Raw genomic sequence first — 24,216 nt, forward strand, 5'->3', positions numbered from 1 at the left:
GCGGGTGAAGGCCGGGCCCCGCTGGGGGTTGTACGGGGCCCGGCCGGTCGGTGGGTCAGCGTCCGGCGGCGTTGATGCGGCCGAAGGCGGCCTGGTCGCGTGCGGCGCCGGCGGCGGCCTGCTGCTCGCTCGGCGAGCGGAGGTCACCGGCGCAGGTCTCCGGGGTGGCCGGTTCGGCGAGGATCGGGTTCGGCCGCGGGGTTAGGTCCCGCTGCTCGCCGCTCACTTACCGGCCGCCTGCCGGGGGAAGGGGTGCTCGGCGAGGTGCTTGCCGAGCGCGCGGCCCTGGGCGGCGAGGGCGGGGTGGCGGAGGCTGCTGCAGAGGTTGCAGGCGCGGGGGTCGTGCTCGGGGGTGTGGTGGTCGGTACGCTCAGGCACGGGCCTGCTCCTTCGTCACGGTTGCGAGTGGGTCCGCCCCCGGCCCATATGGCGTGTGCAGCGCCGGGCCGGGGGCTTTGTCGTGCAGTGCCAGACTGGCAGGACCTCTTTACAACGTCAAGAGGTTCGGGAAGGATGTTGCCGTGCCCAAGAACCCTGACAGCGAGGGGGTGCCGCGCTTGATGACCGTCACGGAGATCGCGGAGGAGCACGGGGTCAGCCGGCAGACGGTGCACTCGTACCGGACGCGCGGCAGCTTCCCGAAGCCCGTCGAGGGTGAGGGCAGCACCCGGCCCCGGTTCCGCGCGGACGAGGTGGCCGCATGGTTCACAGCGAACCCGCCGCGGCCGGGCAAGCGCACAGACCTCGCCAGCCACGATGAAGGAGCGCCCATGACGAGTCCGAAGCAGCCGCAACCGGACGCCCCAGACCTGAGCCTGGCCGATCGGCTAGCCAACGTGCTGGCCTACCAGACGGGGTTGGCGGTGCAGCAGCTCGGCGTGTCCGAGGAGCGGGGCGAGCTGCTCGCCCGCGAAGTGGTGCGGACGGTTCACGAGGTGGCGGCCGAGTGGGAGGACGCCCCGGAGTAGCCGCGCGCACGAGTAGGGCCCCTGCCGTGGGAGTCGGCAGGGGCCCTCATGCTGATCTACGCCCCGAGCGCGCTCATCATCCGAGCATGCAGAGCCTCGCCGCTCAACACCACAGATCCATCCGGGCCGAGAATGTCGATCTCGGACAACCTGCCCCGCTCCCAGCCGACCGCCAGGAACGCCACCGCCTCGTCGAGAGTCTCGAAGGGCTCGCGGTCCTTCGCCTTGTACTGCCAGAAGCGGGCCACGTACTCGTCGCTCGTCATGCTGCCACCGTCTCACCAGTCCAGGTCCGGCCGCAGCCGGTGCAGTGCGCGGTCGGGTGCGCGCCGGCCCCGCCGTACACGTCGATCCGCCCGCCGCAGTCGTGCCGTTCGGCCAGGCTGCGGCGCTGCCCCACGATGTCCAACGCCCGTTCGACGCGTCCGCACGCGGCCCGGGCGACGGATGCCACGTGGTCCAGCTCCAGCGGGCGCAGGGGCCGGAACGGGCCGGGGGCGCCCTGCACGCGGGCGAGCAGCCACAGGGCGGTGTACGCGGCGTCGGGGCGTATCCCGGCCCAGCGCCAGCGGCGGGGGTCGCGCCGGTCCTGCATGATCAGGATGTCCCGGCGGGCCCGGTCGACGTCCGGGTATCCCTTCGGCAGGGGGCTCATCACGGGGCGCTGCACGGCGGCGGCCGTCTGGTCGGCGCACTCCAGCAGGTCCGCGTGGACGGTCTGCATGATCTCCAGGACGTGCAGGCGGATGGGGGCGCGCATCTCGCCGATCTGCTCGGGGGAGCGTTCGAGGGTACGGAGGGCGGCGGCCCGGTGCTGCGCGGCCTCGGCCTCGTCGTCGCTGCGGTGGATGCTGGCGAGGTAGTCGGCCATGCGGCCGGCGGGGGGCCATGTGGCGGTGCCGGTCGATGCGAGTGCGGTGGTGAGGTCCCGCCAGTGGTGGGCGATGGTCCAGAGGTGTGCGGCGGTGGTCATCGTGCGCTCCGTGTGCGTGGTGGGGCGGTACGGTGTGGCCACCGGTGGGGCGTGCCTGGAGCTGGGGAGTTCGTGGGCACGCCCCTTCGTTGTGCTCAGGTGGCGAGTCGGGCGGCCAGGTTGGCGATCCATCCGCAGACGATCAGTAGGCAGATCCATCGCGGGACGCCCCACTCGCCAGCGAGCCACTGGCCAACGGCGCGGGTCCTGCGCATGGTCACTGCTCCTTGGGCTGGTCGGCGGACGGGAGGATCGCTTCGTTCAGCTCGACCAGGCGGGCGTCCCACCAGCGGCTCACACTCGTGCCGAGGGGCGGCGGCCCGGCCTTCACCCACCGCTCGTACAGGGCGATGACGCGCTGCATGTCGGCGTTGGCCAAGCGGGCGAGCGTCGCGGTGATGAGGGCGCCGGGCTGGACGACGCTTAGTGCGGCGTCGGCGTCGTTGCCGTAGCAGACGCGGTCGTCGGGGTGGGCTTTGGCCCAGCGGTGGCCGGGGTTGTTCCGCTCGTAGATCGCGGCGGCGATCAGGTCGCGCAGCGGGGACTCGGCGGGCTCGGCCGCCGGCTCGTACGTCTCGGCGAGCACGTCCTCGGCGATCGGGTAGAACTCGCCGTGCACGCCGCGCACGATGTGCTGGCCGGTCTTCACGCCGACCCAGGTGTCGTGCAGCTCGTCGTAGACCTGTGCGGTCACGTCCGGCTTCTCGGCACGGGCCTCGGGCGGAATGGCCTCGAAGCGGTGGCCGGTGAACTCGACCAGCTCGGCCGCGTTGTCGCCGGTCCACTGGATCGTGTCGACCTCGACGGGGCGCTTGCGGTAGCGGGTGATGGTCACTTCTTCCTCCGTGCTGCGCGCGCGGCCGCGCGCCGTGTCTCGCGGTTGGGCTTCGGCAGGTCACGCCAGCCGAACGGGGACTCGCCGTCGTCGCTGTCGACGACGACCTCGCCGAGGCTGATCAGCTCGGTGCTCCAGGTGACGCCGGGCGCGGGCGTGTGCTCGCCCTGGGGCGTGGACGACGGGCCGGTCACTGCTCACCGCGCAGGGCCTCAGCAACCGCGACGAGCGCCGAGGCGATCGCCAGGTTCGAGCGGACGGTGAGCACGCCGACAGCGGTCGGCCCGTCGAGGTCGCGCGAGCGCCCGCTGGGGAGGCGGCACATCGCGTTGATGGACTCGTCTACGCCGTTGATCAACCAGAGTGCGTGATCGTGGGGCTTGCGGGCGGTGGGCTGGCTCATGTGGTCTGGTCCTTCCGGGTGCAGGTGGCGGGGTCGTGCTCGTCGTCGCGTCCGCCGGACTCCCACGAGCGCAGGCAGCAGGCTTCGGCGAGCTCTTGCCAGCCGAGGGCGATCTCGTCGGCGATGGCGTGGGGGCCGGGTGGTCGGGCGTCGTGTTCGGCGCGGCGGCCGGTGTCGTATCGGCCGCGGGCCCACCAGCCGAGGCTGTAGGCCACGGCCACGCCGAGGGTGAGGGCGAGGACGGTGCATGCGGCGGCGCTGGTGGTCACAGGTACCTCCCGGCGGGTCGGATGGTGGTCATCGTGTAGAGCTGGTGGAGGGTGGCGCGTTGGCCGCGTAGGTCGCTGGGGGGCCGTGTGTGGGTGCAGCGGCAGGTGCCGGTGGTGGGGAGGAAGTGGCCGCGGGGGCATCGGCGGCGGGTCACGGCCGGGCCCCGTCCTGCTGCGCCCCGGCGGCTCGGTGTGCGGCCACTACGCATTCGCCTGAGCAGTACGGCCGGTCGTCGCCGGTCCGGTAGACGAAGTCGTCCTCGGCGTAGTTGGTGATGTCCTCGCCGCACTGCGGGCAGCGGAGACGGACGTCCGCCCCGTCCTGCTGCGCCTCGGCGGCGGGCTGGTGGTCGCGGCCGATGCAGACGCGGCGGCAGGGGCAGTCGTCCGGGCAGTCCCGGGCGGGCACCTCGGCGGGCTGCGCCTCGTCGGCCATGCGGCGCAGCTCGCTCGCCGCACGGTTGACGCCCTCGGCTGCCTTCTGGCCCATGTCGTCGTAGACGGCGGGGAAGAGGGCCGTGTACAGGTGCTGAGCGGCTTCGCGGAGGACGGCGGCCCGGTCCACCGGCGCGGGCAGTTCGGCAAGCACTGCCTCGAGGACGAGGTCCATCTCGCGGACGACGGGTTCAGTGCGCTCACCGTCCCAGCCGTTGCGCAGCATGAGCGCGTAGAGCGCCTCGGCGATGCGGTCGCGGAGCGCGGCCCGGTCGGTGGCGGACTCCGGGTCGTGAAGCCGGGCCTCTTCCGCAAGCCACGCCGGCCATCCGTCCAGGCCGTCGAAGTAGTGCTGCCCGTACAGGCCGCCGGGCTGGAGCGGGGTTTCCACGCCGTCCACGAAGATCCGCCCGGCCACGTAGGCGTGAACCCGGCCCAACTGGCTGTCGGACGACGCCTGGTAGGTGAGCGTGATCTCGGACGGCACGAGGACGCCGGGCCCGTACTGGTTCGGCACCTCGGGCAGGCCGCGCACGGCGTAGTGCACGGAGCTGGCGAGGGGGATGCGGTCGGTGGTCACGGTCGGGCTCCGTTCGGTGGTGATCGGCGAGGGGCTGTGCGCCCGCTGGAGGGCCTGTGGCGGTGTCGGTGACACCCGGGGCCCGGCGGGGCGCTGCGGGGCCCGTGGTGGGCCGTCTGCGCGCGATGCCGGGCGTAACCGGATGTCCCAGCCGGTGTCAGGCTGCGTTGCGTAGTGCTGCGAGGAGTTGTTCGCGGTTGGCGCGGGCCTGGTCGCGGCTGGTGGGCATGAGGCCGGGCTTCCAGTCCTTGACGCGTCCGGTGGGGATGGCTTCGGCGTAGATGCGGGTCAGCTGCGTGGCGGGCGGGTAGCGGAGGGCTCGGCGTGCGCGGGCGATGGTGGTGCGGTGGTAGCCGGTGTGGGCGGCTATGTGGGTGTCGGTGTGGCCGGCGCGGATGAGTGCGGCGATGTCGGCGCGGATCTTCACGGTGGGCCTCCCCGGGGGTGGTGCTCGGGCGGTTGGTCGGCGGTGCCGGTCAGGCGTCGAGGGCGAGTTGTCCGGAGGCCTCGATCGCGGCGCGGCGGGTACGGGCGCGGGTCTCGGCGTGGTGGTCGCGGTCGTAGTGCAGGTGGCATGCCTGGCACATGGCGCGGAGGTTGGCGGGGTCGCAGTTCTCGGGGGTGTGGTCGAGGTGGGCGACGGTGAGCACTACGCGGCTGCCGGTGCCGTACGCCGGGCTTCCGTTGGCGTTGGGGCAGCGGCCGGTGTGGGTTCCGCGTCCGCATTCGCCGAGGCATTCGCAGCGGCCGGCGGCGCGCTCGAAGCGGATGCGCCGGCTGATGTCGGGCCAGTCGGCGGGGTAGCGGTCGCGGTTCTCGGGCCGGATGGGGCTCATGCGCTGTGCCTCTCTCGGTCGGCGAGGTGGGGTTCGCAGCGGGCGTGGACGGTGCGGCCGGGGCGTCTCGGGTCGGGCATGACGCGGCGGTGGCATGCGGGGCAGACGGGCCACGTCTCGAAGTCGTCCGGGTTCGACGGCGGCGTGGTGTCGTCGTGGTGTTCCTGGTGATCGCTCTGGTCGTCCGGAGCGCCCACTAGCTGAGGTCGGAAAGAGACCTCGGCCGATTCATGGGTTAGTTCTTGGCTAACCCCTGGGTTGTTCGGGTCGCGGTGACCCGAACCCATCGGGTCGCGGTGACCCGAACTCCAAGGGGTCGCGGTGACCCGAACTTCGGAATCCGTACCGTCGGTAAGTTCGGGTCGCGGTGGCCCGAACTGGTTCGGGTCGCGGTCACCCGAACTTTCGGTCTCCTCGGACCATGCCGCGGGCCGCTTCCCGGGCTTCCGGGCGGTGGTCTTCAGGTAGTCCTCGGCGGCCGGCCAGTCCGGGAACGGGTGCACGAGGAGCACGTACAGCGTTGGGACGCCACGCTTGCGCTCGCCTCGAACGGTGACGACGCCCGCGCGGATGGCGGCCTCGATGTAGCGGCGGGCGTCCTTCTCGTTCGCGCACGCAGCCTTGGCGATGTCCTGAATACGGATGGGCTTGCGGTCGCCGCTGAAGCGGAGTTCTCCCGCGGAGTTGGCCATGGCGCGCAGGGCGTAGAGGAGCGTGGGCAGGCCGGACCGCCGGACGTAGGCGGGCATGGCGCGGGTCCACTTCCATGCGAGGGCGTTACCGAACGCGTTGGGGACGCTGCCGGTGGCGGGACCCTGCTCCTCTGTACTCAACTCGGTCTTCTCTCAGTGCGGGTGGTGATCCGATCCGGCGGTGCCGCCCGGGGCGGCCTGTGGAGGCCGCCCCGGGGGCTGTTACTTGGGCTCGGGGTACGTCTCCGGCGTGGCTCCACCCGGCTTGTAGGTGAGGAGCCGGACCTGGCGGCCTTCGCGGTAGGCGTTCCAGCCCTTGATGACCAGGGCGGTCATGTGTTCCTCGTTGATGCGCCCCTTGTCCTTGGCGAAGTTCTCCGCTACGCGGCGCAGGGCGTAGATGGGGTCGTCGGTGTCGAGGCCGGCCCCGTCAGTGAGGCGCGCGAAGAAGAACGCGCAGTCGCTCTGGTCGATCCGGTTGAACAGCCAGTGGCACAGGCCGGCCGTGCTGGCCGAGATGCTGACGGCTCCGCGGACGCGGGAGCCGATCTCGGCGGATCGGCGCAGCTCGGGGTGCTGCTCGAGGAACTGGAGGAGCTGGCGGTGGGTGGGCTTGGCGCGGTCCGCCTTCATGCTGCGGCGCTGGCCCTGCACTTCCCACAGGTAGACGCGGAGCAGGATGGCGGCGAGGGGTACGTACCGTTCCTCTCCGCGCAGCTTGAGGACGTCTCCGAGGCTGCGCTTAGCGCCGGTGTCCATGGTTTCCTGCGTGCTGTCGGGCAGGTTGGAGACGACGAGCATGCGGATGGTGGTGTCGGCGGCGACGATGGCGCTGAGGCGGTGCTGTCCGTCCAGGAGGGGCCCGCCGTGGATGGGCGGGGTGTCGAGGAGGACGACGTCGCCCTTGGCGAACTTGATGCTCTGGCCGTCCTCCACCCAGTTCCCGGACCGCATGTCGGCGGCGTATCCGTTGACGACGCGCTCGCGGAGGTTGCGGTTGTGGGTGTTCTGGGCGAGCCACTTCTTGGCGAGGTCGGGGGTGATGTCGACGACGTTGTAGACGGGCCTGTCGGGGGTGTTGCTGGGTACGATGGTGTTGTTCACTGCTTCTCCTGTTCGAGGGTGTTGGCGACGTCGGCGAGGGCGTCGCTGATCTTGTGGAGGCTCGTCGCCCACCAGCGGCGGGCCTCTTCGCTTGCCTCGGCGGCCGGGAGGTTCATGGCGGTGAGGAGGCGGGTGGTGTTGTCCAGCGCGCCGAGGAGTTCGGGGAGCTGGTGGTGGCTGGTGTCCCGGTTCTTCTGGAACCGGTCGTCTTCGGTGAGGCGGGCGAGGCGTTCGGCGGCGCGTGCGAGGTCGCGGCCGGCGTCGGTGAGGGCCTCGGGGAGGGGGCGCCGCTTGGGCTTCGGCGGCGGGGTGACAGCGGCCTCGAAGCCGGGCCCTTCCGGTTGCACCCAGTCGTCGCCCGCGAGGAGTTCGGCGTCTGCGGGCGGGGCGGGGCGGGCTGACGCGTAGGTCTTCCCGTCCGTACCCTGCACGTCGGAAGAGGTGTTCATTTCTGAACACCTGGACAGTTCGCCGTGCACTGTCCCAACGCTCACGCCGGTTGCTGAGCTGATCGCCCGGACGCTCATCCCGGCGGACCTAAGCGACTGGATCGTCTCGGCCCGCTCCTCCTTCGGCAGCGCGAGCCGGGCAGCCCGGAATTCGGTGTCGACGTACGCGTCCCATGTCCGGTATCCGAGGGCGGCCCAAGCGCGGGAGGTGTACGCCTCCTGGATCAGCAGCCACGTGCCCTCGACCGCTACCTTGATCCGGTCCGTCAGGGCGCGCGCTTCGCTCGCCGTCGGCAACGCCACAGCGTTGTCCATCAGGTCTGTCCGTTCTCGTGGTCGGGGTCCGCGCTCGCGGCGCGGTAGGTGTAGAGGGCGCCGGGCCCCGGTGCCGGCCGCGGCAGTCCCCGCACGGCCCACGGCGAGTGCCGGTCGCACTTCCACCCGGTCAGGTAGAAGCGCACCTCCCCCTCGTGGTCGTCGCGCGGGATGTCGCACGGCTCCGGGGCCCGGGCGGTCACTCGGGCGGCCCGAAGATGGCGGCGAACAGGGTGTCGACGCGCTTCTCCCGCTGCTGCTCGGCGCGCTCCCGCCGTCTGCGCTCGGCCCGGTCCGCGCGGTCCTCGTGGTGGCCGGGCTTCACGCACTGGTGGTGGCCGCAGGACGGGAGTGCCTGCCCCTCGGGCTCACGGCCGTTGGCGATGCGGAAGGCGATCCGGTAGGCGGTCTGGTTCTGTCCGCCGTGGCGCAGACACGGGGTGCCCCGGCCGCTCGAGCTGTAGAAGCCGGTCCACTCCATATGACCGTCGTCCGTGGGCTTCACGCGGCGCCAGAACAGGTCTTCCGCGCTGGCCGCGGGCTTCTTCCCCGGCTTCCCCTTGGGCAGGCCGAGCGCAGCGCGGGCCGGGGCGACGGTGGCCTTCGCGTCTACGCCGAGCTGCCGGGCTATGGCTCGGTTCGAGAGGCCGGCGTGGAGCAGCTCGGCCACGTCGGGGCGGATGCGGATGAGGTCAGCCATGGGGCACCGCCGTGGGGACGGTGTGCCCGCAGGCACAGCAGGTTCGGGTGTCGTCCGCGTGGAACCGGTGCAGGTGCTCGGCCTGCTCGGCCGGGCACCACGCGAGGTCGACGACCTCGGCGGCCGGGGTGACGTACCAGCGGGAGAGGAGCGCGCCCGCGGCGAGGGACAGGAGGAGGGTCAGCGCGCCCAGCGCCGTGTGCCAGTCGCTCACGACTCGTCACCGCCCCCGCGCAGCTCGCGGGCGTGGTCGTAGCCCTCCCAGTTGTCGACCCCGGCGGCCTCCAGGGCGGACAGCCAAGCGTCGCGCTTGCGGAGCTCGGCCAGCTCGGCGCGCAGCTTCTCGATGTTGTCCCCGCCGGCCTCGATGGCGGCCGGGTTGCTGACGCCGGGCAGGGCCAGGGCTCCCGCGCGCCAGGCCTCGGCGATGGCGGCCTTGCCCTCGTCCGGGACGGTCAGCCGGGTGTAGGCGGCGCGGCCCTGCATCGTGACGCCGGGTACTTCGTGGATCACGCCGGTCTCCGGGTCGGCCCACTCCGCCGTCCCGGCGGCCGTGATCTCGGAGAGCAGCTTCTTCTGGAACCCGGGCTTCACGGAGGTGACGAACTTGCGCTCCACCTCGCTGGCGAAGCGGTCGCCGAAGCTGACTACCCACGCGGCGAACGCGTCGGGGTCGGCGACGGCCGCGGCCGGCTTGGGCTGCACCAGGCTGACGGTGCCGACTTCCCGGCCCTCGTCGAGGCTGACGGCGATCTTCTGCGTGCCGGTCTCCTCCTTCGCGGCCTTCAACCCGGCCTCCAACTCCTTCTTGGCGGGCTTCAGCTGGTCGCCGATGGCGTCGTGCAGGGTGGCGAGGACCGCGACGGTGCGCGCGGTGTCCTTCAGGCTCATGTGCGTGGTCTCCTTGAGAGGCGGGGCCCTGCCTGCTTCCGACGGGCAGGGCCCCGAATCGTGCGGTAGGTCAGGCGGCGGAACGGCGCCAAGTGCGCTGCCGGCTGCGCTGGCATGTGCGGCACTGACGCCTTCCGCGTGGCGTCACGTACGTGTTGCTGGCGCTGAACTCGTGGCCCTGTTTGCAGTGCGTCTTGACCGCGTTCTTGGCCGACGGCCCCTCGCCCCGCAGGGAGTTGACCCGCATCGTCACCGGCTCCAGGTGGTCCGGGTTGACGCAGTGCCGCACCCGACACAGGTGGTCGAGGACCAGGCCCTCCGGTATCGGACCCACAAGCGCCTCGTAGGCGAAGCGGTGGGCGTTGCCGCGCTGGCCTCCGTACATGAAGTGGCCGTAACCACCGGTGTTTTTGGAAGCGGTCCAGAACCAGCAGCCGTCGTCCCGCTTTGCGACGTTCAGCCAGAACCGCTTCAGGTCGCTTTCCCTGCTCATCACGCGGCGCCCGTCAGCAGGGAGGTCATCTCGCGCAGCTGGCGGACGCCGGCCTGCGCGATGGGCAGGCCGTAGGACTGCTCGAACTCGGCGTCGAGGTTGTCGAGCCCGACCCGCTGGGCGGCGGCGCGCAGCTCCTGCTCGGCGTCCTGTGCGTCGGCGTCGGCGGCGGACTCGTCGAGCATCTCGGCGACGACCACGGCGTCCGGGATGTCGTCGGCGGAGTGGCGGGCGATGTCCGGCAGGGGCGACGCGGCAGCGGCGGCCACCGCCCTGTCCCGGGTCGGCGTGGGCTCGGCAAGCTGCTGGCCCCGAGCGATCAGGTACGCCCCCAGCTCCAGCAGCTCCCGGTCCGGCGTCTTCACCGTCTCGGCAAGGAGACCGGCCGCGTGCGCCTGCCGGTAGATCTCCTTCACAGCCGCAGGATCGGTCGCCTCCGCCGCGTCCGTGGCGAAGTCCTGCGCAGGCTGCGAGCGACCGTTGACCGCGGCGGGACGGCCCTGATCGGCGTCCGGCCAGGGCGTGGCCCATGGATCGGTCTCGCCCGGCTGCACCTTCCGCAAGTGCCGCTCGCCGGCCGCCGGGTTGTCCGCCTGCGCCATTTCCTCAGCCGTGTACACCCCGGCCAAGTCGTGCGGGAACGCCATGCGGAGCGCGAGGGCCTCGGCGCACTTCGCCGTCATGGTCGCGGGCATCTTGCCCCACAGCCCCGACGGCTCCCCGTCCCTCAGCTGGACGTACTCGGCGTACCGGGCGACCGCCGAGAACCGCATCCCGTTGCGGATCACGGTCACCTTCGCGGCGGCCGGCGGCTCCTCGGACAGCCACACGTCCTGCCACCGGCCGTCCTTCGCGCACCACAGGGTGTCCTCGTAGCCGAGCGCGTGCCCGGCCTCGGCCGCCGCACGGTGCGCGATGACCCGGTAGCCGTCGATGCTGGTCTGCGGCGTGTACACCTTGCGGCGCTGCCGCTTGTCGTACCGGCCGATCAGGTAGATCTGCCGAGAGAACGGGTCCAGACGCGTGCGCTGGCACAGGTGCAGGAAGGCGGACAGCTCGGCGGGGGCCACCTGGTTGTCGATGCCGGACTGCTGGAGGACGGCGGCCTGGTCGGGGGTCCAGTTGGTCTGGTCGGGGCGGATGGCCAGCGAGCCGGCCGCCGGGGTGAGTTCAGCGCTCATCAGGCGCGGTCCTTCCTGGTGCGGAGAGTGAAGTAGCGGCCATCGGTCGGGCCGTGCTGGACGAGGTGGCCCCGGCGGGCCAGCGCGAGCAGGTCCATCCGGGCGGTGGTGCGGCACGGCGCCTCACCGGTCAGCCGGCGGAGTTCCTGCACGCGGCCGGACGTCCACCGGCCGCCGTGCGTGCGGATCGTGTCGAGGAGCTGCGCGCGGCGCTGCTCACGGCTGGTCGCCTTCACGCGCTCCTCCGGTCCTGCTGCGTCGGTAGCGGGTTGGCGGCGAAGTGCGCGCGGGTCCGGGCGTGCGACGGGTGCCGGATCGCGCGGGCTGCCCACGGGCGGCCGGTGTCCGCATAGGCCACCTCGTCCGCGATGTCCATGCCCTCGGGCTCGTCGGCGTCGTACGGGTTCGGGCTCACCGCTCGGCCCCCTTCACCACGGCCACGGAGCCGAGGACGTACAGGGCCAGACAGGCCAGGAAGAACACGAGAGCGGTCACACGGCACCGCCCTCGGTCGGTGCGATGAACTGCGCCAGCCGGTCCGCGGACTCGCCCACCGAGACCGGAGCGAACCTCTCGCACGGGCAGATGCGGACGGGCTGGCCGAGCGCGCGCGGGAGGCGGGCCCAGCACTTCACGCCCACGTGGTGGTACTCGCTGCCGGGGTGGCCGCAGCCACACCGCACCGTGGCGGGCGGCAGGGCAACGGCCGTGGCGTGCTCGGTGAGCGTGTACCGGATCGGGTCCTCGTCGGCGGGCCGCTCGTACTCGGCGAGCCGCTCCCGAGCGCGCTCCCAGCCCTTCACGGCCGCCTCGGCGTCCCGCGCCTTGGCCGCAAGGTCCGTCTCCAGTTCGGCAACCCGGGCCTCGGCGTCCACCAGGCGGCGCAGCACGGGCGCCATACGCTCGCCCAGCCACGACACGAGGTTGAGGCAGTACAGGTCTTCCCAGGCGGGGTGCTCGTGGGTGGCCCGGTCGTGCACGGCCTGGGCCATGTGCTGGACGAGGCGAGCCGTGGCGGGCCTCGCGTCGCCGATCAGCTCGGCGATGGCGGCCCGCTGCTCGGCGGTCAGGTCCGCGGTACCGACCGGCGCCGGCAGGGCGCCCATCTCACGGACCGCGGTCTCTGTGTCGCGGATCGGCTCGGTCATGCCGCCACCGCCGAACCGGCGCCAGCCGTGCACGTGCCCCACACGTTCACCTGCACGTCCCGCCACCGCGTGTACAGCGACACCGACACCGAGCGGCCGTGCTGCGGGGACGTGAAGTGCTGCTCGTGCACGGACCCGCCCAGCACCTTGGCGTACGCCCGCATCGCGGACTCCAACTCGGCCCCGTCAGCGTGAATCGCCACGGTGCCGCTCAGCAGCCCGTCACGGTCCACCCGCCACGAAGCGGCCGGCAACTCGGGGTGCTCCACGAGGAGCTGCGTCAGCGCGAGCGCTGCACTGCGCTGCGTCTGGGATGATGTGGCCACGGTGGCCTCACTTTCTGGATTGGTGGGGTGCGCCGGTCGCGGGGCCGTCAGCCGGGCAAGGTGGGCGGCCCTTCGGCGCGTTCATGGGGAGTCAGGCAGCAGCGGGCTTGATCGCGGCCTTCGCGCGGCGGGCCTTCGCCGACGCCAGCGCCATGGCCGCGTAGTGCGCCTTCTTCAGGTGCGCGGCCACCCGGGCGATCTGCTCGTCCGAGGCGTCCGGGTGCAGCTCGCGCGCCTTCTTCTCAAATCGGCCGGCTGCCGCGGCTCGCGCCTTCGCCGTCCGGCTCTTCGGGTCGAGCGTGTTCGCCCAGCTGGTGTGCACGGCGAGCCGAGCGCGCAGCGTGCGGTCCTGGGGGTCCATCGGGGCGTGCCTCCTTGCGGGTCACGGGGTCTGTGTCCATGTCCATGGACGTGGACACTGGGTGGAAGAGAGCGCGTGGGGGGAGGTGGTAGGCGTGTGCCACCCTCCGCGCCTCGTCGCCGGTGACCGTCGGCCGGTCCTCGTCCACGAGGGCCTGCACCTTGCTCTTGCTGAGCCCTATGGCGGCGGCGAGTTCGCGGACGCTCGCCGGCTCGTCGTTGCGGTGGCAGTCGATAAGCCTTCGCAGCAGGTCACCGGCATGCAGGCGGTAGCGGTCGTCCACGGTTCTCCGTTCTTGTCCACGTTTCTGGACACGAGAAGCATGACACCTAGTACAGAGCTTGTCCAGCTTTCTGGACAAGGCGTGTCCACGCGTTAGGCAAGGAGTCGGCCAAAGAACAGGGGGCCGGTAGCGGCAGGCGTCCAGAAGCGTGGACAATGGGTGTCCACGTGCTGAGGGTTGCCTAACGCCTCACACGCTGGGACGTTTTCGTTGGGGCTACAGCGATCACGTGGACATTCGGTAAGGGAGAGGCCAGTGCCGGATCAGAACGACGCGCTCACGCGGCTCGTGCAGGAGCACGTCGGCCGGGGACGCCGCCTCACTCTCCGCGCCTTCGAAGAGCAAGCCGTCGACCCGATCAGCAAGCGGCGCCTCAGCAAGTCACTGGCCGGCAACATCGTCCAGGGCCACCAGATCAAAGTGACCCCCGAAGTGCTGCGCGCCATCGCGGCCGGCATCGGCGAGAGCCTGGCCACCGTCCGCGCCGCGGCCATTCAGCAGTACATCGGAATCGAGGTGACTGACCCGTTTCAGACACCGCCCGGCGACGATGACACCGTGCTCCGCGTGGCACACGAAGTCGGGGCCAGCGCTGAGGATTTGCAGCAGGTCCGGCACGCTCTGGGCAACTCTGAGCCAGAGGGTGACTCTCGGTAAAACCCGCCCACCTGCGACGTTCCACGCGCGACTAGTTTAACTTCAGCCAATCAGGTGACTCCCTGATAGGACATGTTCCGCGTACAGTGATCGAACCTCGTGCAGGTCGAACGTACGTGCGAACCGTGCTGCGCTCGCGCGTCCGTGGAAGTGGGGGTCGAGTGGCAACACCGCAGGTAACCGTCTACGCAGCCGATCTCGGCGGCCGGGCGCCGGCCGCCCTGAAGGACAGCCGCAGCCAGTTCGTGCTGGCCATCGATTTCAGCCAGCCACCCGAGAAGATCGCCGCCAGCCTCACGCTGCTCTTCCAAGAGAGCGTCGACACGCGGAGGTGGACGCGGCGCGAAGGGCCGGACGACGACGAGGGCGCGGAGAATAGCCCCACGCCCTCGTCAGGCACTACTTCAGGCGGTCGCCCGGGCTCAGGTCCCGGTGCTGCTGTCGCGCCCGCTCTTCGCCTGCGGACGCGCCGTACCGCGACAGCATCTGCCGGGACCGCCAGCCCGTGATCCGCATGAGAGCGTCCTCGTTGCCGCCGTGCAGCTTCCACAGGTGCGCGAAGGTGTGCCGGAACTGGTGCGGGTGGATGTGCGGGATGCCGGCCTGCTTGCACCGCCGCTCGATCATGGTCCCGACACCCCAGATGGTCAGCGCCCGCTTGCTCTTGACCCCCCACCAGAGCGGGTCGTCGTCCGTCAGCTCCCGGCCCAGGTGCTTGCCCGCAGCCCGCAGGTACCGGTCCATCGCCAGCGCGGTGGCCCGACCGAACGGCACCGGCCGCTCCCGGCCGCCCTTGCCCAAGACGTGCAGCACCATCAAGTCCAGGTCCAGCTTGCTCACGGTGCGGTTCGTCAGCTCCGACAGACGGCCGCCCGTGTCGAGGAACATCATGATGATGGCGGTGTCCCGCCGGTCCTCGAACGTCTTGCCCTTGCAGGTGGCCAACAGCTTCTTCAGCGCGTCGTCCGGGATGACGGGCACCTCGACCTCGGGCAGCTCCGGTGCCTTCATCGTGCGCATGGGGGACCGGTCCATCTCCTCCTCGTCGACCAGCCAGTTGAAGAACGTCTTCAGGCTGCGGAAGTGCTGGTGCGCGTTCCCCGCTGAGGTGCGCTCCCGGAGCCGGGTGATGTGCACCTCGATGTGCTCGCGGTGGATGCCGTTCTTCCCCTCCAGCGCGGTCGGCGCCGGCCGGGCGTCCGCCTCCTCGGGCTCGTAGCTCAGCAGGAACTCGCGGAGATCCTTCGTGGCTCGGGCGTAGATGCGCTGCGTGTTGGCCGAGAGGTTCCGGGCGCGTAGGGAGCGGGCCCAGGATGCGGCGAGGGGGCCGATGTCGTAGCCGGTGCGGTCGCTCATCCCTGCACAGTAGATTCCGCAAGGCGCTTGGTCCATATGCACTGTACGAACTGGACACGAAGAAGCCTCACCGGCGTTTCCGCTGGTGAGGCTGGGCTTGCGCCCCCGGCAGGACTCGAACCTGCGGCCAAGCGCTTAGAAGGCGCCTGCTCTATCCACTGAGCTACGGGGGCCGGGTGTGGTGGCCTCTGTCGTGGTGCCCGGGTGTGGGCCGAACCGTGACGTTGCCGGGGACAAGGATAGGGCTCCCGCGTCCTCGTCCCTGTTGCTTCGCCTCCGTGGCTCGATGTGGAGGTTCAGTGAAGCGGTCCTGATAATCGCAGGCAGGTACGAATCGTGCATCGCTTTTGGCGTCTGCGGCATCGGGTGTTGTGCACTCGTTATGCCTGGAGTGCGCCTGTGTCCCAGTCGTCCCTTCCGTCCCTTGTGTTCTATCGGCGCGCAGACATGCTCATATGCTTCAGAATTCCCCTAAAATTGGGCATTCTGCACATGTGGTGACCTTGGACGTACGGCCTCAGCTGCTCGACGCACTCTCCGCCCTGCGCGACCGTGTCGCCGCCGCACGCTTCCCGCTGCCCCTGGCGGGGGCCCCACGCGCGCGTGCCAACCGCGACGAACTGCTCGCGCAGCTCGACGACTACTTGGTGCCCCGGCTGCGCGACCCCGAAGCGCCGCTTCTGGCCGTCGTGGGCGGCTCCACGGGCGCGGGCAAGTCCACGCTCGTGAACTCCCTCGTGGGGCGCCGGGTCAGCGAGGCCGGGGTGCTGCGGCCCACGACACGGACCCCGGTGCTGGTCTGCCATCCGGAGGACCACCACTGGTTCAGCGGCATGAGAGTCCTGCCCGACCTCACGCGCGTGTGGATGCCCCAGCAGGACGCCCCCGACGACCTGTTGCTCCCGGGCGAGAACCCCGCGCGCGTGCTGCGCGTCGAGACCGCCGAGACGCTGCCACCCGGACTCGCCCTGCTGGACGCCCCCGACATCGACTCCCTGGTCGCCGACAACCGTGTCCTGGCCGCCGAACTCATCTGCGCCGCCGACATCTGGGTCATGGTCACCACCGCCGCCCGGTACGCCGACGCCGTCCCCTGGCACATGCTGCGCACCGCCAAGGAGTACGACGTCACCCTGGTCACCGTCCTGGACCGCGTGCCCCACCAGGTCGTCAACGAGGTGTCCCGGCAGTACGGCGCCCTGCTCGCCAAGGCCGGCCTCGGCGAGCTGCCCCGCTTCACCGTCCCCGAACTGCCCGAGTCCGCCTGGGGAGGCGGGCTCCTGCCCGCCTCGGCCGTCGCCCAGTTGCGCAACTGGCTCATCCACCAGGCGCAGGACCCCGCAGCCCGGCAGCAGGTCACCACGCGCACCGCGTACGGCGTCCTCGACTCCCTCAAGTCCCGCATGCCGGAACTGGCCGGTGCCGCCGCCGCCCAGTACGCCGCCGCCCTGCGGCTCACCTCCGCCGTCGAAACGGCGTACGACAGCGAGCACGCGCGCGTGCGGGGCCGGTTGCAGTCCGGCGCGGTCCTCGCCGGGGACGCGCTCAAGCGGTGGCGCGCCTTCCCGCTGGACTGCACCTCCGGGGAACTCCTGGACGCCCTCGTGGAGAGCCTGAGCGCGCTGCTGCTGTGCGCCGTCACGGCGGCCGAGGAACGCGTCGACGACGCCTGGCGCCGCGAACCCGCCTCGGCCGCCCCCGAGCTGGCCGTGCCCGACGCCGCCTCGGAGAGCGCCGAGCACCGCATCGGACTGGCCGTACGGCGCTGGCGGCGGGAGCTGGAGGAGTTCGCCGAGGAGGAGGTCCGCGAGGTCGACCGCACCCTGGCACCCGATCCCGAGCTGGTCACCGCCCTGGTCGCGACCTCGCTGCTGGGCGGCCGCCGGGGCCGCACGGCCGGCGAGTCACTCGCCGAGCGGATCGGCGCCCACGGCGCGCTGCGGCTGCGCGACCGCGCCGGACGGCTGCTCGGCGAGCACGTCGACCGGGTCCTGCACGCCGAACGCGAGCGCCGCCTCGCCCCGCTGGACGCCCTCGACATCCACCCCGAGCCCCAGGCCGAACTCATCGCCGCGCTGTCCGTACTGCAGAAGGAGAGGTGACCGGTGACCGCCGTCACTGACCAGGACCACACCGAGCACGCCGACCGGCCGGACGGTGCGAACGGGAAGGAGTCCGGCGGGAAGCCGTCCGGCAAGGGCCCGCAGGGCGACCCCGCGGAAGGCGGGCACGCACGCGTGGAGGACGGCCGCGCGGAGCCGGCGGGCGACGCCTGGGACGACGGGCTGATCGCCCGCCGGGTCGACGAGACCGCGCAGAACACCCGCTACCCCACGGCGGACAGCCGCTCCGCCGCCCCGGCGGCCGTCACCCCACTGGTGTACGACGGGCCGCTGCGGGCCCGCCTGGAGGCGCTGCGCGAACTCGTGGGCCTGTCCCGCACCCGTCTCGACAGCCGCACCCTGTCCGAAGCCGGCCGGGTGCTCGACGAGGCCTCCGCACGGCGCCGGCTGTCGGGACAGCACACCGTCGTCGCCATCGCGGGCGCCACCGGCAGCGGCAAGTCACAGCTGTTCAACGCACTCGCCGGGGTGACCATCTCGGAGACGGGCGTACGCCGTCCCACCACCGCGGCGCCCATCGCGTGCAGTTGGAGCGACGGGGCCGCGAGTCTCATCGAACGGCTCGGCATCCCGCCCCGCCTGCGCCGCCGGCCGCTGCCGGCCGCGGACGGCGAATCGCCCCTGCGCGGCCTCGTCCTGATCGACCTGCCCGACCACGACTCGGCCGCCGTGCAGCACCGCGAGCACGTGGACCGCATCCTGGCCCTGGTCGACGCCGTCATCTGGGTCGTCGACCCGGAGAAGTACGCCGACGCCGTCCTCCACGAGCGGTACCTGCGGCCGATGGCCGCCCACGCCGAAGTCATGTTCGTGGTGCTGAACCAGGTCGACCGGCTGCCCGGGGAAGCCGCCGAGCAGGTCCTCGACGACCTGCGGCGCCTCCTGGACGAGGACGGCATCGCGCTGGGCGAGTACGGAGAGCCGGGGGCCACGGTGCTCGCGCTGTCCGCACTCACCGGCGACGGCGTCGGCGAACTGCGCGAAGCACTCGGCCAGTTCGTCTCGGAGCGCGGAGCGCCGACGCGCCGCATCTCGGCCGACGTGGACATCGCCGCGGCGCGCCTGTGGCCCGTCTACGCCACACAACGGCGCACAGGGCTCAGCGAGCAGGCGCGGGAGGAGTTCGCCGACCGGCTCGCGGACGCGGTCGGTGCCACGGCGGCCGGCGAGGCCGCCGAACGGGCCTGGCTGCGCAACGCCAACCGTGCCTGCGGCACCCCGTGGCTGCGGCTGTGGCGCTGGTACCAGGACCGGGGCGAGCCCACCACGGGCCGGATCTCCCGCACACAGGCCGACGAGGAGGCCACCGCCCGGCAGCGGGTGGAGCAGGCGGTGCGGACGGTGGCCGACCGGGCCTCCGCGGGACTGCCCGCCCCCTGGGCCCAGGCGGTGCGCGAGGCCGCCGCCCGGGGCGCGCAGGGGCTGCCCGAGGCGCTGGACGAGCTGTCGGTGCGCGCGGGCGTGCCGACCGGCCGGCCGCCGCGGCCCGGGTGGTGGCCGCTGGCCGTGCTGACACAGGCGTGCATGACGATCCTGCAGTTCCTGGGCGGACTGTGGCTGGTGTGCCAGATCGTCGGCGTCATGGCGCCGAACCTGGGTGTGCCGGTCCTGCTGATGGTGATCGGCATCGTGGGCGGCCCGCTCATCGAGTGGAGCTGCCGCATGGCCGCACGCGGCCCGGCCCGGCGCTACGGGCAGGATGCGGAACGCCGGTTGCGCGAGGCCGCGGCCGGGTGCGGCAGGGCCCGGGTGCTGGACCCGGTGGCGGCGGAGTTGCTGCGGTACCGGGAGGTCCGCGAGCAGTACGGGAGGGTGGTGGGGGCGGGGCGGTGATGCTGCGGCGACGTGGCGTGACGTGACGTGACGTGGCTTGGCGTGGCGTTGCGGTGACGCGACGGCGGCTCTCACTCACTCGGATGACGGCCTTGTCCACAGGTCACAGGTGCGTCCACAGGGTTCAGCGGGCCCGGCTCGACGGCGGCAGTCTGGGGGACACAGCCGTACGGGACGGGCCCGTACCGCATGCCGGTCCGGCGCGGTGAGCCGGGCGAGGGAGGGGTTCACGATGAACGAGACGATGGTCTGCGCGGTGGGCAGGGTGGCGACGCAGCCGGTGTACCGGGAGATGGCGTCCGGCCCGTCGGCACGGTTCCGGCTGGCGGTGACCGCCCGTTACTGGGACCGCGAGAAGAACAGCTGGACCGACGGGCACACCAACTTCTTCACCGTCTGGGCCAACCGGCAGCTGGCCACCAACACGGCGGCGTCCCTGACCGTGGGCGAGCCGGTGGTGGTGCAGGGCCGGCTGAAGGTGCGCACCGACGTGCGCGAGGGGCAGAACCGGACGTCGGCGGACATCGACGCCGTGGCGATCGGCCATGACCTGGCCTGGGGGACCTCGGCGTTCCGGCGTGGCAGCAGGTCGGACACGTCGGTGCCCCCGGCGCAGCCCGAGCCCAACTGGGAGACGCCACCCGACGGTTCAACGGAGGAGCCGGGGGCGCAGGGGCAACAACACGTGCAGGTACCGGCTCTGACTTAGCGTCAGTCGTGCCGTCTCCGTCCGGGCTGCGGCTTATCGGCGTCTACGCCCGCTACGACCCGGGTGAAATCGTCGATGAGCCCTGCCCGCAAGGGCTTTGGCGATAACGATTCCGAGTCGGATCACTCGTCCGACTGTCTGACCGGCGGCCGGGCTCCGCCGCATCCCTAGGATGCCGGACATGGCTTCCGGGGCTGGTGTGGCCTGAGATGCTTCTGATTCTGCTGGTGGGACCGTCCCCCCACAACCGGTCCTGCTCAAAGGGGAATTTGGTGCTTGCTTCGTTCTCTGAGCTGTTCGCACGCAGGCGAGGGACCCGCCTGGTCGCCGCGACGCTGGTGTCCGGGATGGTCACCGCGGGCGGGCTGGCGGGCGCCGGCCGGGCCGCCGCGGACGAGACGACGCAGAGACAGGGCGGGGCCGCCGCGACGATAGGGGGCCTCAAGACCTTCGGAGCGGCCGTCATACGCGGCGGCACCGGCGACCGGGAGATCTCGGCGGGGCTCTTCGAGATGTCCGTGGACGGCGGCGGCATGCTGCAGACGTACTGCGTGGACCTGCAGAGCCCCACGCAGCGGGACGCCAAGTACCACGAGACGCCGTGGAGCGGCACGTCCCTGGGCGCCAACCGGGACGCCGGGAAGATCCGCTGGATCCTGCACCACTCCTACCCGCAGGTGAACGACCTGGCCGCGCTGGCACGCAAGGCCGGTGTGCGGGGCCCGCTGACCGAGCAGGACGCGGCGGCCGGCACCCAGGTGGCCATCTGGCGCTACTCGGACGACGCGGAGGTCGACGCCGTCGACCCGCAGGCCGAGCAGCTCGCGGACTACCTGGAGAAGAGCGCCCGCGCCATGACCGAGCCGAGGGCCTCGCTGACCCTCGACCCACCGGCCGTCTCCGGCCGGCCCGGCGAGCGGATCGGTCCGGTGACCGTGCGGACGAACGCCGGCAGCGCGACGGTGACGCCGCCGGCCGACGCGGCCACGAGCGGTGTCCGCATCGTCGACCGGCAGGGCGAGCCCGTCACCGCCACCACCGACGGCGGACAGGTGTACGTCGAGGTCCCCGAGGAGGCGGACGCCGGTACGGCGGATCTGACCGTGCAGGCCTCGACCACCGTCCCGGTCGGCCGGGCCTTCGCCTCCGAGAGCCGCAGCCAGACGCAGATCCTGGCCGGGTCGAGCGAGTCGACGGTGTCGGCGACGGCCGGGGTCACGTGGGCGAAGGAGGGGCCGGTCCCGGCCCTGTCCGCGGCGAAGAACTGCGCCGAGGGCGGGCTCGACGTCATCGCGTCCAACAAGGGCGACGAGCCGTTCACCTTCGACCTGGCCGGGCTCGAGCACACCATCGCCCCCGGTGAGACCCGGACCGTGACCGTCCCCCTACAGGAGGACCAGTCCTACGACTTCACGATCCACGGGCCGGGCGGCCTGGAGAAGCGCTTCTCGGGGGTGCTGGACTGCCAGACCCGGGGCAGCGCGGACGGTACGACCACCCAGACGCTCAGTGAACCGTCCCCGGCCACGGTCAGCGGTACGGCCGCCGACACCAACCTCGCCGAGACCGGCGGTTCGGCCCTCACGCCCCTGATCGCGGGCACCGCCATCGGCCTGGTCGTCATAGGCGGGGCGACGCTGATCGTGCTGCGGCGCAGGGAGACCACGGCAGGCGAGTGACCGGCAGGCGAGTGACCGGCTGGTGAAGGTCCGGTCGGCGGGCGACCGGCCGGGGGTGCTGCCGTGCGGCGGACACGCCGCCATTCGGTCGATGTGGCCCTCGTCGCATTGAGGGCGCCCGGGGGCCCCACACCACTGGTGCGCTCACCGGCACCGGCAAGCGCGGCACAGGGGTGATCGTCGGTGGTCACGGCGTTGCGGTGCAGCCCGCCGACAGAAACCCGAGGTTTCCGCGGTGCCCATATCTGTCGCCGTGAGGACAGAATTAGCGGCGGCGCTCGACGAGTATTCCTCTCTCGCGGGTCGAAATGGAAAACGATGAACCCGCAGGCCGGAAGGGGCCGTGCTAACGTCGTTCCCAGTTGCAGGTGTGGTTGCCAGAAGGTTCATTTTCCGACGGTTGATCAACACGGCGACTCGACATCCGCACAGGGCGGATTTCGAACACCGTCTCCGAAGGAGAAATGACATGGCTACTGGCACCGTGAAGTGGTTCAACGCGGAGAAGGGCTTCGGCTTCATCGAGCAGGACGGCGGCGGCGCCGACGTCTTCGCCCACTACTCGAACATCGCCACCCAGGGCTTCCGTGAGCTGCTGGAAGGCCAGAAGGTGACGTTCGACATCGCGCAGGGCCAGAAGGGCCCGACGGCGGAGAACATCGTTCCCGCCTGACCCACGCGGCAACGCGTACTTGGCAGCTGGGGCCCGCACCTTGGGGTGCGGGCCCCAGCTCGCTGCATTTTCAGGGCGCACGACGGGAATTTCCCCGGACCCTGAACGGGGTGCCCGCCCCCGCCGTATCCGTCGATCCATCGAATCGGCGCGCTTCGTTTTCCGGCTCGTTCTCGAGATTCTCTGCGCCGTTCGTCTTGCTGCGGAATTTCCTCGCTACGCGCCCCTGTGCCACATCGAGGAAGGTTTCGCATGAACTCCGCACGCACTCCCCGCACATCGACCCGCTCCAACGCACGCTCCCATGACCGCTCCAAGGGCTCCAAGGGCTCCGAGGCCCGGCGATCCGGGGGTTCGCGGCGTTCCGCCGGCTACGGACGCCGGCAGTCCGCGCCGGGGGGCGAGTTCGCCCCGCCGGTCACGGTCACGCCCGCGCTGCCCGCCGTCGAGTCGTTCGCCGATCTGGATCTGCCGGCTCCCTTGCTGACCGCGCTCGGCCACGAGGGTGTGACCGTGCCGTTCCCCATTCAGGGCGCGACCCTGCCGAACTCCCTCGCCGGACGGGACGTGCTGGGCCGCGGCCGTACGGGATCGGGCAAGACCCTGGCCTTCGGCCTCGCGGCACTGGCCCGCACCGCGGGCCGGCGGGCGGAGCCGCGCAAGCCTCTCGCTCTGGTCCTCGTGCCGACCCGTGAACTGGCCCAGCAGGTGACCGACGCGCTGACCCCGTACGCCCGCTCGGTGCGACTGCGGCTCACGGCCGTCGTCGGCGGCATGTCGATCGGCCGGCAGGCGAACGCGCTGCGGGCCGGGGCGGAGATCGTCGTCGCGACGCCGGGGCGGCTCAAGGACCTCATCGACCGTGGGCACTGCCTGCTGGACGACGTCACCGTCACCGTCCTCGACGAGGCCGACCAGATGGCCGACATGGGCTTCATGCCCCAGGTCACCGCGCTGCTCGACCAGGTGCGGACCGGTGGACAGCGGATGCTCTTCTCGGCGACCCTCGACCGCAACGTCGATCTGCTGGTGCGCCGGTACCTGTCCGACCCGGTGGTCCACTCCGTCGACCCGTCGGCGGGCGCCGTCACCACGATGGAGCACCACCTGCTCCACGTCCACGAGGCGGACAAGCACCGGACCACCACGGAGATCGCGGCGCGCGACGGCCGGGTGATCATGTTCCTGGACACCAAGCACGCCGTGGACCGGCTGACGGAGCACCTGCTGCACAGCGGTGTCCGCGCCGCGGCGCTGCACGGCGGCAAGTCGCAGCCGCAGCGCACGCGGACGCTGGCCCAGTTCAAGACGGGTCACGTGACGGTCCTGGTGGCCACCAACGTGGCGGCCCGCGGCATCCACGTCGACCACCTCGACCTGGTCGTCAACGTGGATCCGCCGGTCGACCACAAGGACTACCTGCACCGTGGCGGACGCACCGCCCGCGCCGGCGAGTCCGGCAGCGTCGTCACCCTCGTGACACCCGGCCAGCGCCGCGGCATGCACCGGCTGATGGCCTCGGCCGCGATCACTCCGCAGGTGACGGCGGTGCGTTCCGGTGAGGCGGAGCTCAGCCGGATCACGGGCGCCCAGGCGCCCTCCGGTGTCCCGGTCGTCATCACCGCGCCGGCAGTGCCCCGCCCCCGCCGGTCCGGATCGTCCGGTGGATCCTCCTCCCGCGGTCGCGGCGACCGTGCTTCTCAGGTGCGTACGAGTGGACGGGCCGGCCGGCGCGGCACGCCGCGTGCCGCCGGCCGGACGGCCTAGGGCTCGGACGTCGTCCCCTCGGGCATCGTCCCAGCGATCCACGAGGTGGGCCTCGACGTCGTCCCGGCGGCTCGGCCCCCGGGCTCGCGGTCCCGCCGGCGGCCGGCCCGGCTGCGGCTGACCGCTCCCCACTCGTCCCCAGCCAGGAGGCACCTTTGACCACTGTCCTGACACCGC

At 71.7% G+C, this 24,216-nt stretch carries 34 protein-coding genes and 1 tRNA gene; 8 read left to right on the forward strand and 27 right to left on the reverse strand.

Translation table 11 applies throughout. The features are described 5' to 3' along the window. Positions 1-55: 55 nt before the first annotated feature. Positions 56-226, reverse strand: coding sequence for a hypothetical protein (locus ACH4C6_RS21725; RefSeq protein ID WP_398110234.1), 171 nt, complete (start codon positions 224-226; stop codon positions 56-58). Further along, the gene (locus ACH4C6_RS21730) at positions 223-378 is read right to left on the reverse strand and encodes a hypothetical protein (protein WP_398110235.1); all 156 of its coding nucleotides are present in this window, start codon (positions 376-378) and stop codon (positions 223-225) included. The genes ACH4C6_RS21725 and ACH4C6_RS21730 overlap by 4 nt, the downstream gene beginning before the upstream one ends. Before the next feature lie 143 nt (positions 379-521). On the opposite strand from ACH4C6_RS21730, the gene ACH4C6_RS21735 reads away from it, so the two are divergent. Continuing rightward, complete coding sequence (locus tag ACH4C6_RS21735) at positions 522-968, forward strand: helix-turn-helix transcriptional regulator (protein WP_398110236.1); 447 nt, start codon at positions 522-524, stop codon at positions 966-968. A gap of 56 nt (positions 969-1,024) precedes the next feature. On the opposite strand, the gene ACH4C6_RS21740 is transcribed toward ACH4C6_RS21735, so the two are convergent. The 23 genes from ACH4C6_RS21740 to ACH4C6_RS21850 all read right to left on the reverse strand — a co-directional run bounded on the left by ACH4C6_RS21740 (position 1,025) and on the right by ACH4C6_RS21850 (position 12,959). Next, the gene (locus ACH4C6_RS21740) at positions 1,025-1,234 is read right to left on the reverse strand and encodes a hypothetical protein (RefSeq protein ID WP_398110237.1); all 210 of its coding nucleotides are present in this window, start codon (positions 1,232-1,234) and stop codon (positions 1,025-1,027) included. Then, the gene (locus ACH4C6_RS21745; RefSeq protein ID WP_398110238.1) at positions 1,231-1,941 is read right to left on the reverse strand and encodes a hypothetical protein; all 711 of its coding nucleotides are present in this window, start codon (positions 1,939-1,941) and stop codon (positions 1,231-1,233) included. The genes ACH4C6_RS21740 and ACH4C6_RS21745 overlap by 4 nt, the downstream gene beginning before the upstream one ends. 217 nt (positions 1,942-2,158) lie before the next feature. After that, positions 2,159-2,776, reverse strand: a complete 618-nt coding sequence (locus ACH4C6_RS21750) for a hypothetical protein (RefSeq protein ID WP_398110239.1) — start codon at positions 2,774-2,776, stop codon at positions 2,159-2,161. Continuing rightward, positions 2,773-2,970 carry a hypothetical protein gene (locus tag ACH4C6_RS21755; protein ID WP_398110240.1) on the reverse strand — a complete coding sequence of 66 codons (198 nt, stop codon included), beginning with the start codon at positions 2,968-2,970 and terminating at the stop codon, positions 2,773-2,775. Before ACH4C6_RS21755 ends, ACH4C6_RS21750 begins: the two co-directional genes overlap by 4 nt. Then, complete coding sequence (locus tag ACH4C6_RS21760) at positions 2,967-3,179, reverse strand: hypothetical protein (protein WP_398110241.1); 213 nt, start codon at positions 3,177-3,179, stop codon at positions 2,967-2,969. The genes ACH4C6_RS21755 and ACH4C6_RS21760 overlap by 4 nt, the downstream gene beginning before the upstream one ends. Then, on the reverse strand, positions 3,176-3,448 hold the full coding sequence (locus ACH4C6_RS21765; protein ID WP_398110242.1) for a hypothetical protein: 273 nt from the start codon (positions 3,446-3,448) through the stop codon (positions 3,176-3,178). The genes ACH4C6_RS21760 and ACH4C6_RS21765 overlap by 4 nt, the downstream gene beginning before the upstream one ends. 151 nt (positions 3,449-3,599) lie before the next feature. Next, on the reverse strand, positions 3,600-4,463 hold the full coding sequence (locus tag ACH4C6_RS21770) for a hypothetical protein (protein WP_398110243.1): 864 nt from the start codon (positions 4,461-4,463) through the stop codon (positions 3,600-3,602). 157 nt (positions 4,464-4,620) lie between these two features. Then, entirely contained in the window at positions 4,621-4,890 is a 270-nt protein-coding gene (locus ACH4C6_RS21775) for a helix-turn-helix domain-containing protein (RefSeq protein ID WP_398110244.1), read from the reverse strand. Between the two features lie 49 nt (positions 4,891-4,939). Then, positions 4,940-5,299: a hypothetical protein gene (locus ACH4C6_RS21780; RefSeq protein ID WP_398110245.1), complete on the reverse strand. Its 360-nt coding sequence runs from the start codon at positions 5,297-5,299 to the stop codon at positions 4,940-4,942. Then, entirely contained in the window at positions 5,296-6,048 is a 753-nt protein-coding gene (locus ACH4C6_RS21785) for a hypothetical protein (protein ID WP_398110246.1), read from the reverse strand. The genes ACH4C6_RS21780 and ACH4C6_RS21785 overlap by 4 nt, the downstream gene beginning before the upstream one ends. A 165-nt stretch (positions 6,049-6,213) precedes the next feature. Then, entirely contained in the window at positions 6,214-7,095 is an 882-nt protein-coding gene (locus ACH4C6_RS21790) for a hypothetical protein (protein ID WP_398110247.1), read from the reverse strand. Then, on the reverse strand, positions 7,092-7,859 hold the full coding sequence (locus tag ACH4C6_RS21795) for a helix-turn-helix domain-containing protein (RefSeq protein WP_398110248.1): 768 nt from the start codon (positions 7,857-7,859) through the stop codon (positions 7,092-7,094). Before ACH4C6_RS21795 ends, ACH4C6_RS21790 begins: the two co-directional genes overlap by 4 nt. Beyond that, on the reverse strand, positions 7,859-8,062 hold the full coding sequence (locus ACH4C6_RS21800) for a hypothetical protein (RefSeq protein WP_398110249.1): 204 nt from the start codon (positions 8,060-8,062) through the stop codon (positions 7,859-7,861). The genes ACH4C6_RS21795 and ACH4C6_RS21800 overlap by 1 nt, the downstream gene beginning before the upstream one ends. Beyond that, positions 8,059-8,559 (reverse strand): hypothetical protein, encoded by a 501-nt coding sequence (locus tag ACH4C6_RS21805; RefSeq protein WP_398110250.1) that lies wholly within the window; start codon positions 8,557-8,559, stop codon positions 8,059-8,061. Before ACH4C6_RS21805 ends, ACH4C6_RS21800 begins: the two co-directional genes overlap by 4 nt. Then, the gene (locus ACH4C6_RS21810; protein ID WP_398110251.1) at positions 8,552-8,773 is read right to left on the reverse strand and encodes a hypothetical protein; all 222 of its coding nucleotides are present in this window, start codon (positions 8,771-8,773) and stop codon (positions 8,552-8,554) included. The genes ACH4C6_RS21805 and ACH4C6_RS21810 overlap by 8 nt, the downstream gene beginning before the upstream one ends. Further along, entirely contained in the window at positions 8,770-9,450 is a 681-nt protein-coding gene (locus ACH4C6_RS21815; RefSeq protein ID WP_398110252.1) for a hypothetical protein, read from the reverse strand. The genes ACH4C6_RS21810 and ACH4C6_RS21815 overlap by 4 nt, the downstream gene beginning before the upstream one ends. Before the next feature lie 70 nt (positions 9,451-9,520). After that, positions 9,521-9,943 (reverse strand): HNH endonuclease signature motif containing protein, encoded by a 423-nt coding sequence (locus ACH4C6_RS21820; RefSeq protein WP_398110253.1) that lies wholly within the window; start codon positions 9,941-9,943, stop codon positions 9,521-9,523. Next, positions 9,943-11,124 carry a phage recombination protein Bet gene (gene bet, locus ACH4C6_RS21825; RefSeq protein ID WP_398110254.1) on the reverse strand — a complete coding sequence of 394 codons (1,182 nt, stop codon included), beginning with the start codon at positions 11,122-11,124 and terminating at the stop codon, positions 9,943-9,945. The genes ACH4C6_RS21820 and bet overlap by 1 nt, the downstream gene beginning before the upstream one ends. Beyond that, on the reverse strand, positions 11,124-11,360 hold the full coding sequence (locus ACH4C6_RS21830) for a hypothetical protein (protein ID WP_398110255.1): 237 nt from the start codon (positions 11,358-11,360) through the stop codon (positions 11,124-11,126). The genes bet and ACH4C6_RS21830 overlap by 1 nt, the downstream gene beginning before the upstream one ends. Continuing rightward, on the reverse strand, positions 11,357-11,539 hold the full coding sequence (locus tag ACH4C6_RS21835) for a hypothetical protein (RefSeq protein WP_398110256.1): 183 nt from the start codon (positions 11,537-11,539) through the stop codon (positions 11,357-11,359). The genes ACH4C6_RS21830 and ACH4C6_RS21835 overlap by 4 nt, the downstream gene beginning before the upstream one ends. Positions 11,540-11,615: 76 nt before the next feature. Beyond that, positions 11,616-12,272: a hypothetical protein gene (locus tag ACH4C6_RS21840; RefSeq protein ID WP_398110257.1), complete on the reverse strand. Its 657-nt coding sequence runs from the start codon at positions 12,270-12,272 to the stop codon at positions 11,616-11,618. After that, complete coding sequence (locus tag ACH4C6_RS21845) at positions 12,269-12,598, reverse strand: hypothetical protein (RefSeq protein WP_398110258.1); 330 nt, start codon at positions 12,596-12,598, stop codon at positions 12,269-12,271. The genes ACH4C6_RS21840 and ACH4C6_RS21845 overlap by 4 nt, the downstream gene beginning before the upstream one ends. Before the next feature lie 91 nt (positions 12,599-12,689). Then, entirely contained in the window at positions 12,690-12,959 is a 270-nt protein-coding gene (locus ACH4C6_RS21850; protein WP_398110259.1) for a hypothetical protein, read from the reverse strand. Between the two features lie 538 nt (positions 12,960-13,497). On the opposite strand from ACH4C6_RS21850, the gene ACH4C6_RS21855 reads away from it, so the two are divergent. Continuing rightward, entirely contained in the window at positions 13,498-13,899 is a 402-nt protein-coding gene (locus tag ACH4C6_RS21855) for a hypothetical protein (protein WP_398110260.1), read from the forward strand. A 399-nt stretch (positions 13,900-14,298) separates the two neighbouring features. Here ACH4C6_RS21855 and ACH4C6_RS21860 read toward each other — a convergent pair whose 3' ends face one another. Together ACH4C6_RS21860 and ACH4C6_RS21865 are read right to left on the reverse strand one after the other, a co-directional pair. After that, complete coding sequence (locus tag ACH4C6_RS21860) at positions 14,299-15,255, reverse strand: tyrosine-type recombinase/integrase (RefSeq protein WP_398110261.1); 957 nt, start codon at positions 15,253-15,255, stop codon at positions 14,299-14,301. Positions 15,256-15,355: 100 nt separating this feature from the next. Next, a tRNA-Arg gene (locus ACH4C6_RS21865) sits at positions 15,356-15,428 on the reverse strand. A 321-nt stretch (positions 15,429-15,749) separates the two neighbouring features. Here ACH4C6_RS21865 and ACH4C6_RS21870 point away from each other — a divergent pair. The 6 genes from ACH4C6_RS21870 to ACH4C6_RS21895 all read left to right on the forward strand — a co-directional run bounded on the left by ACH4C6_RS21870 (position 15,750) and on the right by ACH4C6_RS21895 (position 24,039). Continuing rightward, positions 15,750-17,357: a dynamin family protein gene (locus tag ACH4C6_RS21870; RefSeq protein ID WP_398110262.1), complete on the forward strand. Its 1,608-nt coding sequence runs from the start codon at positions 15,750-15,752 to the stop codon at positions 17,355-17,357. Between the two features lie 3 nt (positions 17,358-17,360). Continuing rightward, positions 17,361-19,211 (forward strand): GTP-binding protein, encoded by a 1,851-nt coding sequence (locus tag ACH4C6_RS21875; RefSeq protein ID WP_398110263.1) that lies wholly within the window; start codon positions 17,361-17,363, stop codon positions 19,209-19,211. Between the two features lie 232 nt (positions 19,212-19,443). After that, positions 19,444-19,920: a single-stranded DNA-binding protein gene (locus tag ACH4C6_RS21880; protein ID WP_398110264.1), complete on the forward strand. Its 477-nt coding sequence runs from the start codon at positions 19,444-19,446 to the stop codon at positions 19,918-19,920. Positions 19,921-20,192: 272 nt separating this feature from the next. After that, entirely contained in the window at positions 20,193-21,599 is a 1,407-nt protein-coding gene (locus tag ACH4C6_RS21885) for a Cys-Gln thioester bond-forming surface protein (protein WP_398110265.1), read from the forward strand. A gap of 469 nt (positions 21,600-22,068) precedes the next feature. Then, positions 22,069-22,272 carry a cold-shock protein gene (locus ACH4C6_RS21890; RefSeq protein WP_359325161.1) on the forward strand — a complete coding sequence of 68 codons (204 nt, stop codon included), beginning with the start codon at positions 22,069-22,071 and terminating at the stop codon, positions 22,270-22,272. Between the two features lie 252 nt (positions 22,273-22,524). Then, positions 22,525-24,039 carry a DEAD/DEAH box helicase gene (locus ACH4C6_RS21895; protein ID WP_398110266.1) on the forward strand — a complete coding sequence of 505 codons (1,515 nt, stop codon included), beginning with the start codon at positions 22,525-22,527 and terminating at the stop codon, positions 24,037-24,039. The last annotated feature ends 177 nt before the right edge of the window (positions 24,040-24,216 follow it).

This window comes from Streptomyces sp. NPDC017943, from assembly GCF_044328425.1.
In the GTDB taxonomy this organism is placed as follows: Bacteria; Actinomycetota; Actinomycetes; order Streptomycetales; family Streptomycetaceae; genus Streptomyces; species Streptomyces djakartensis_A.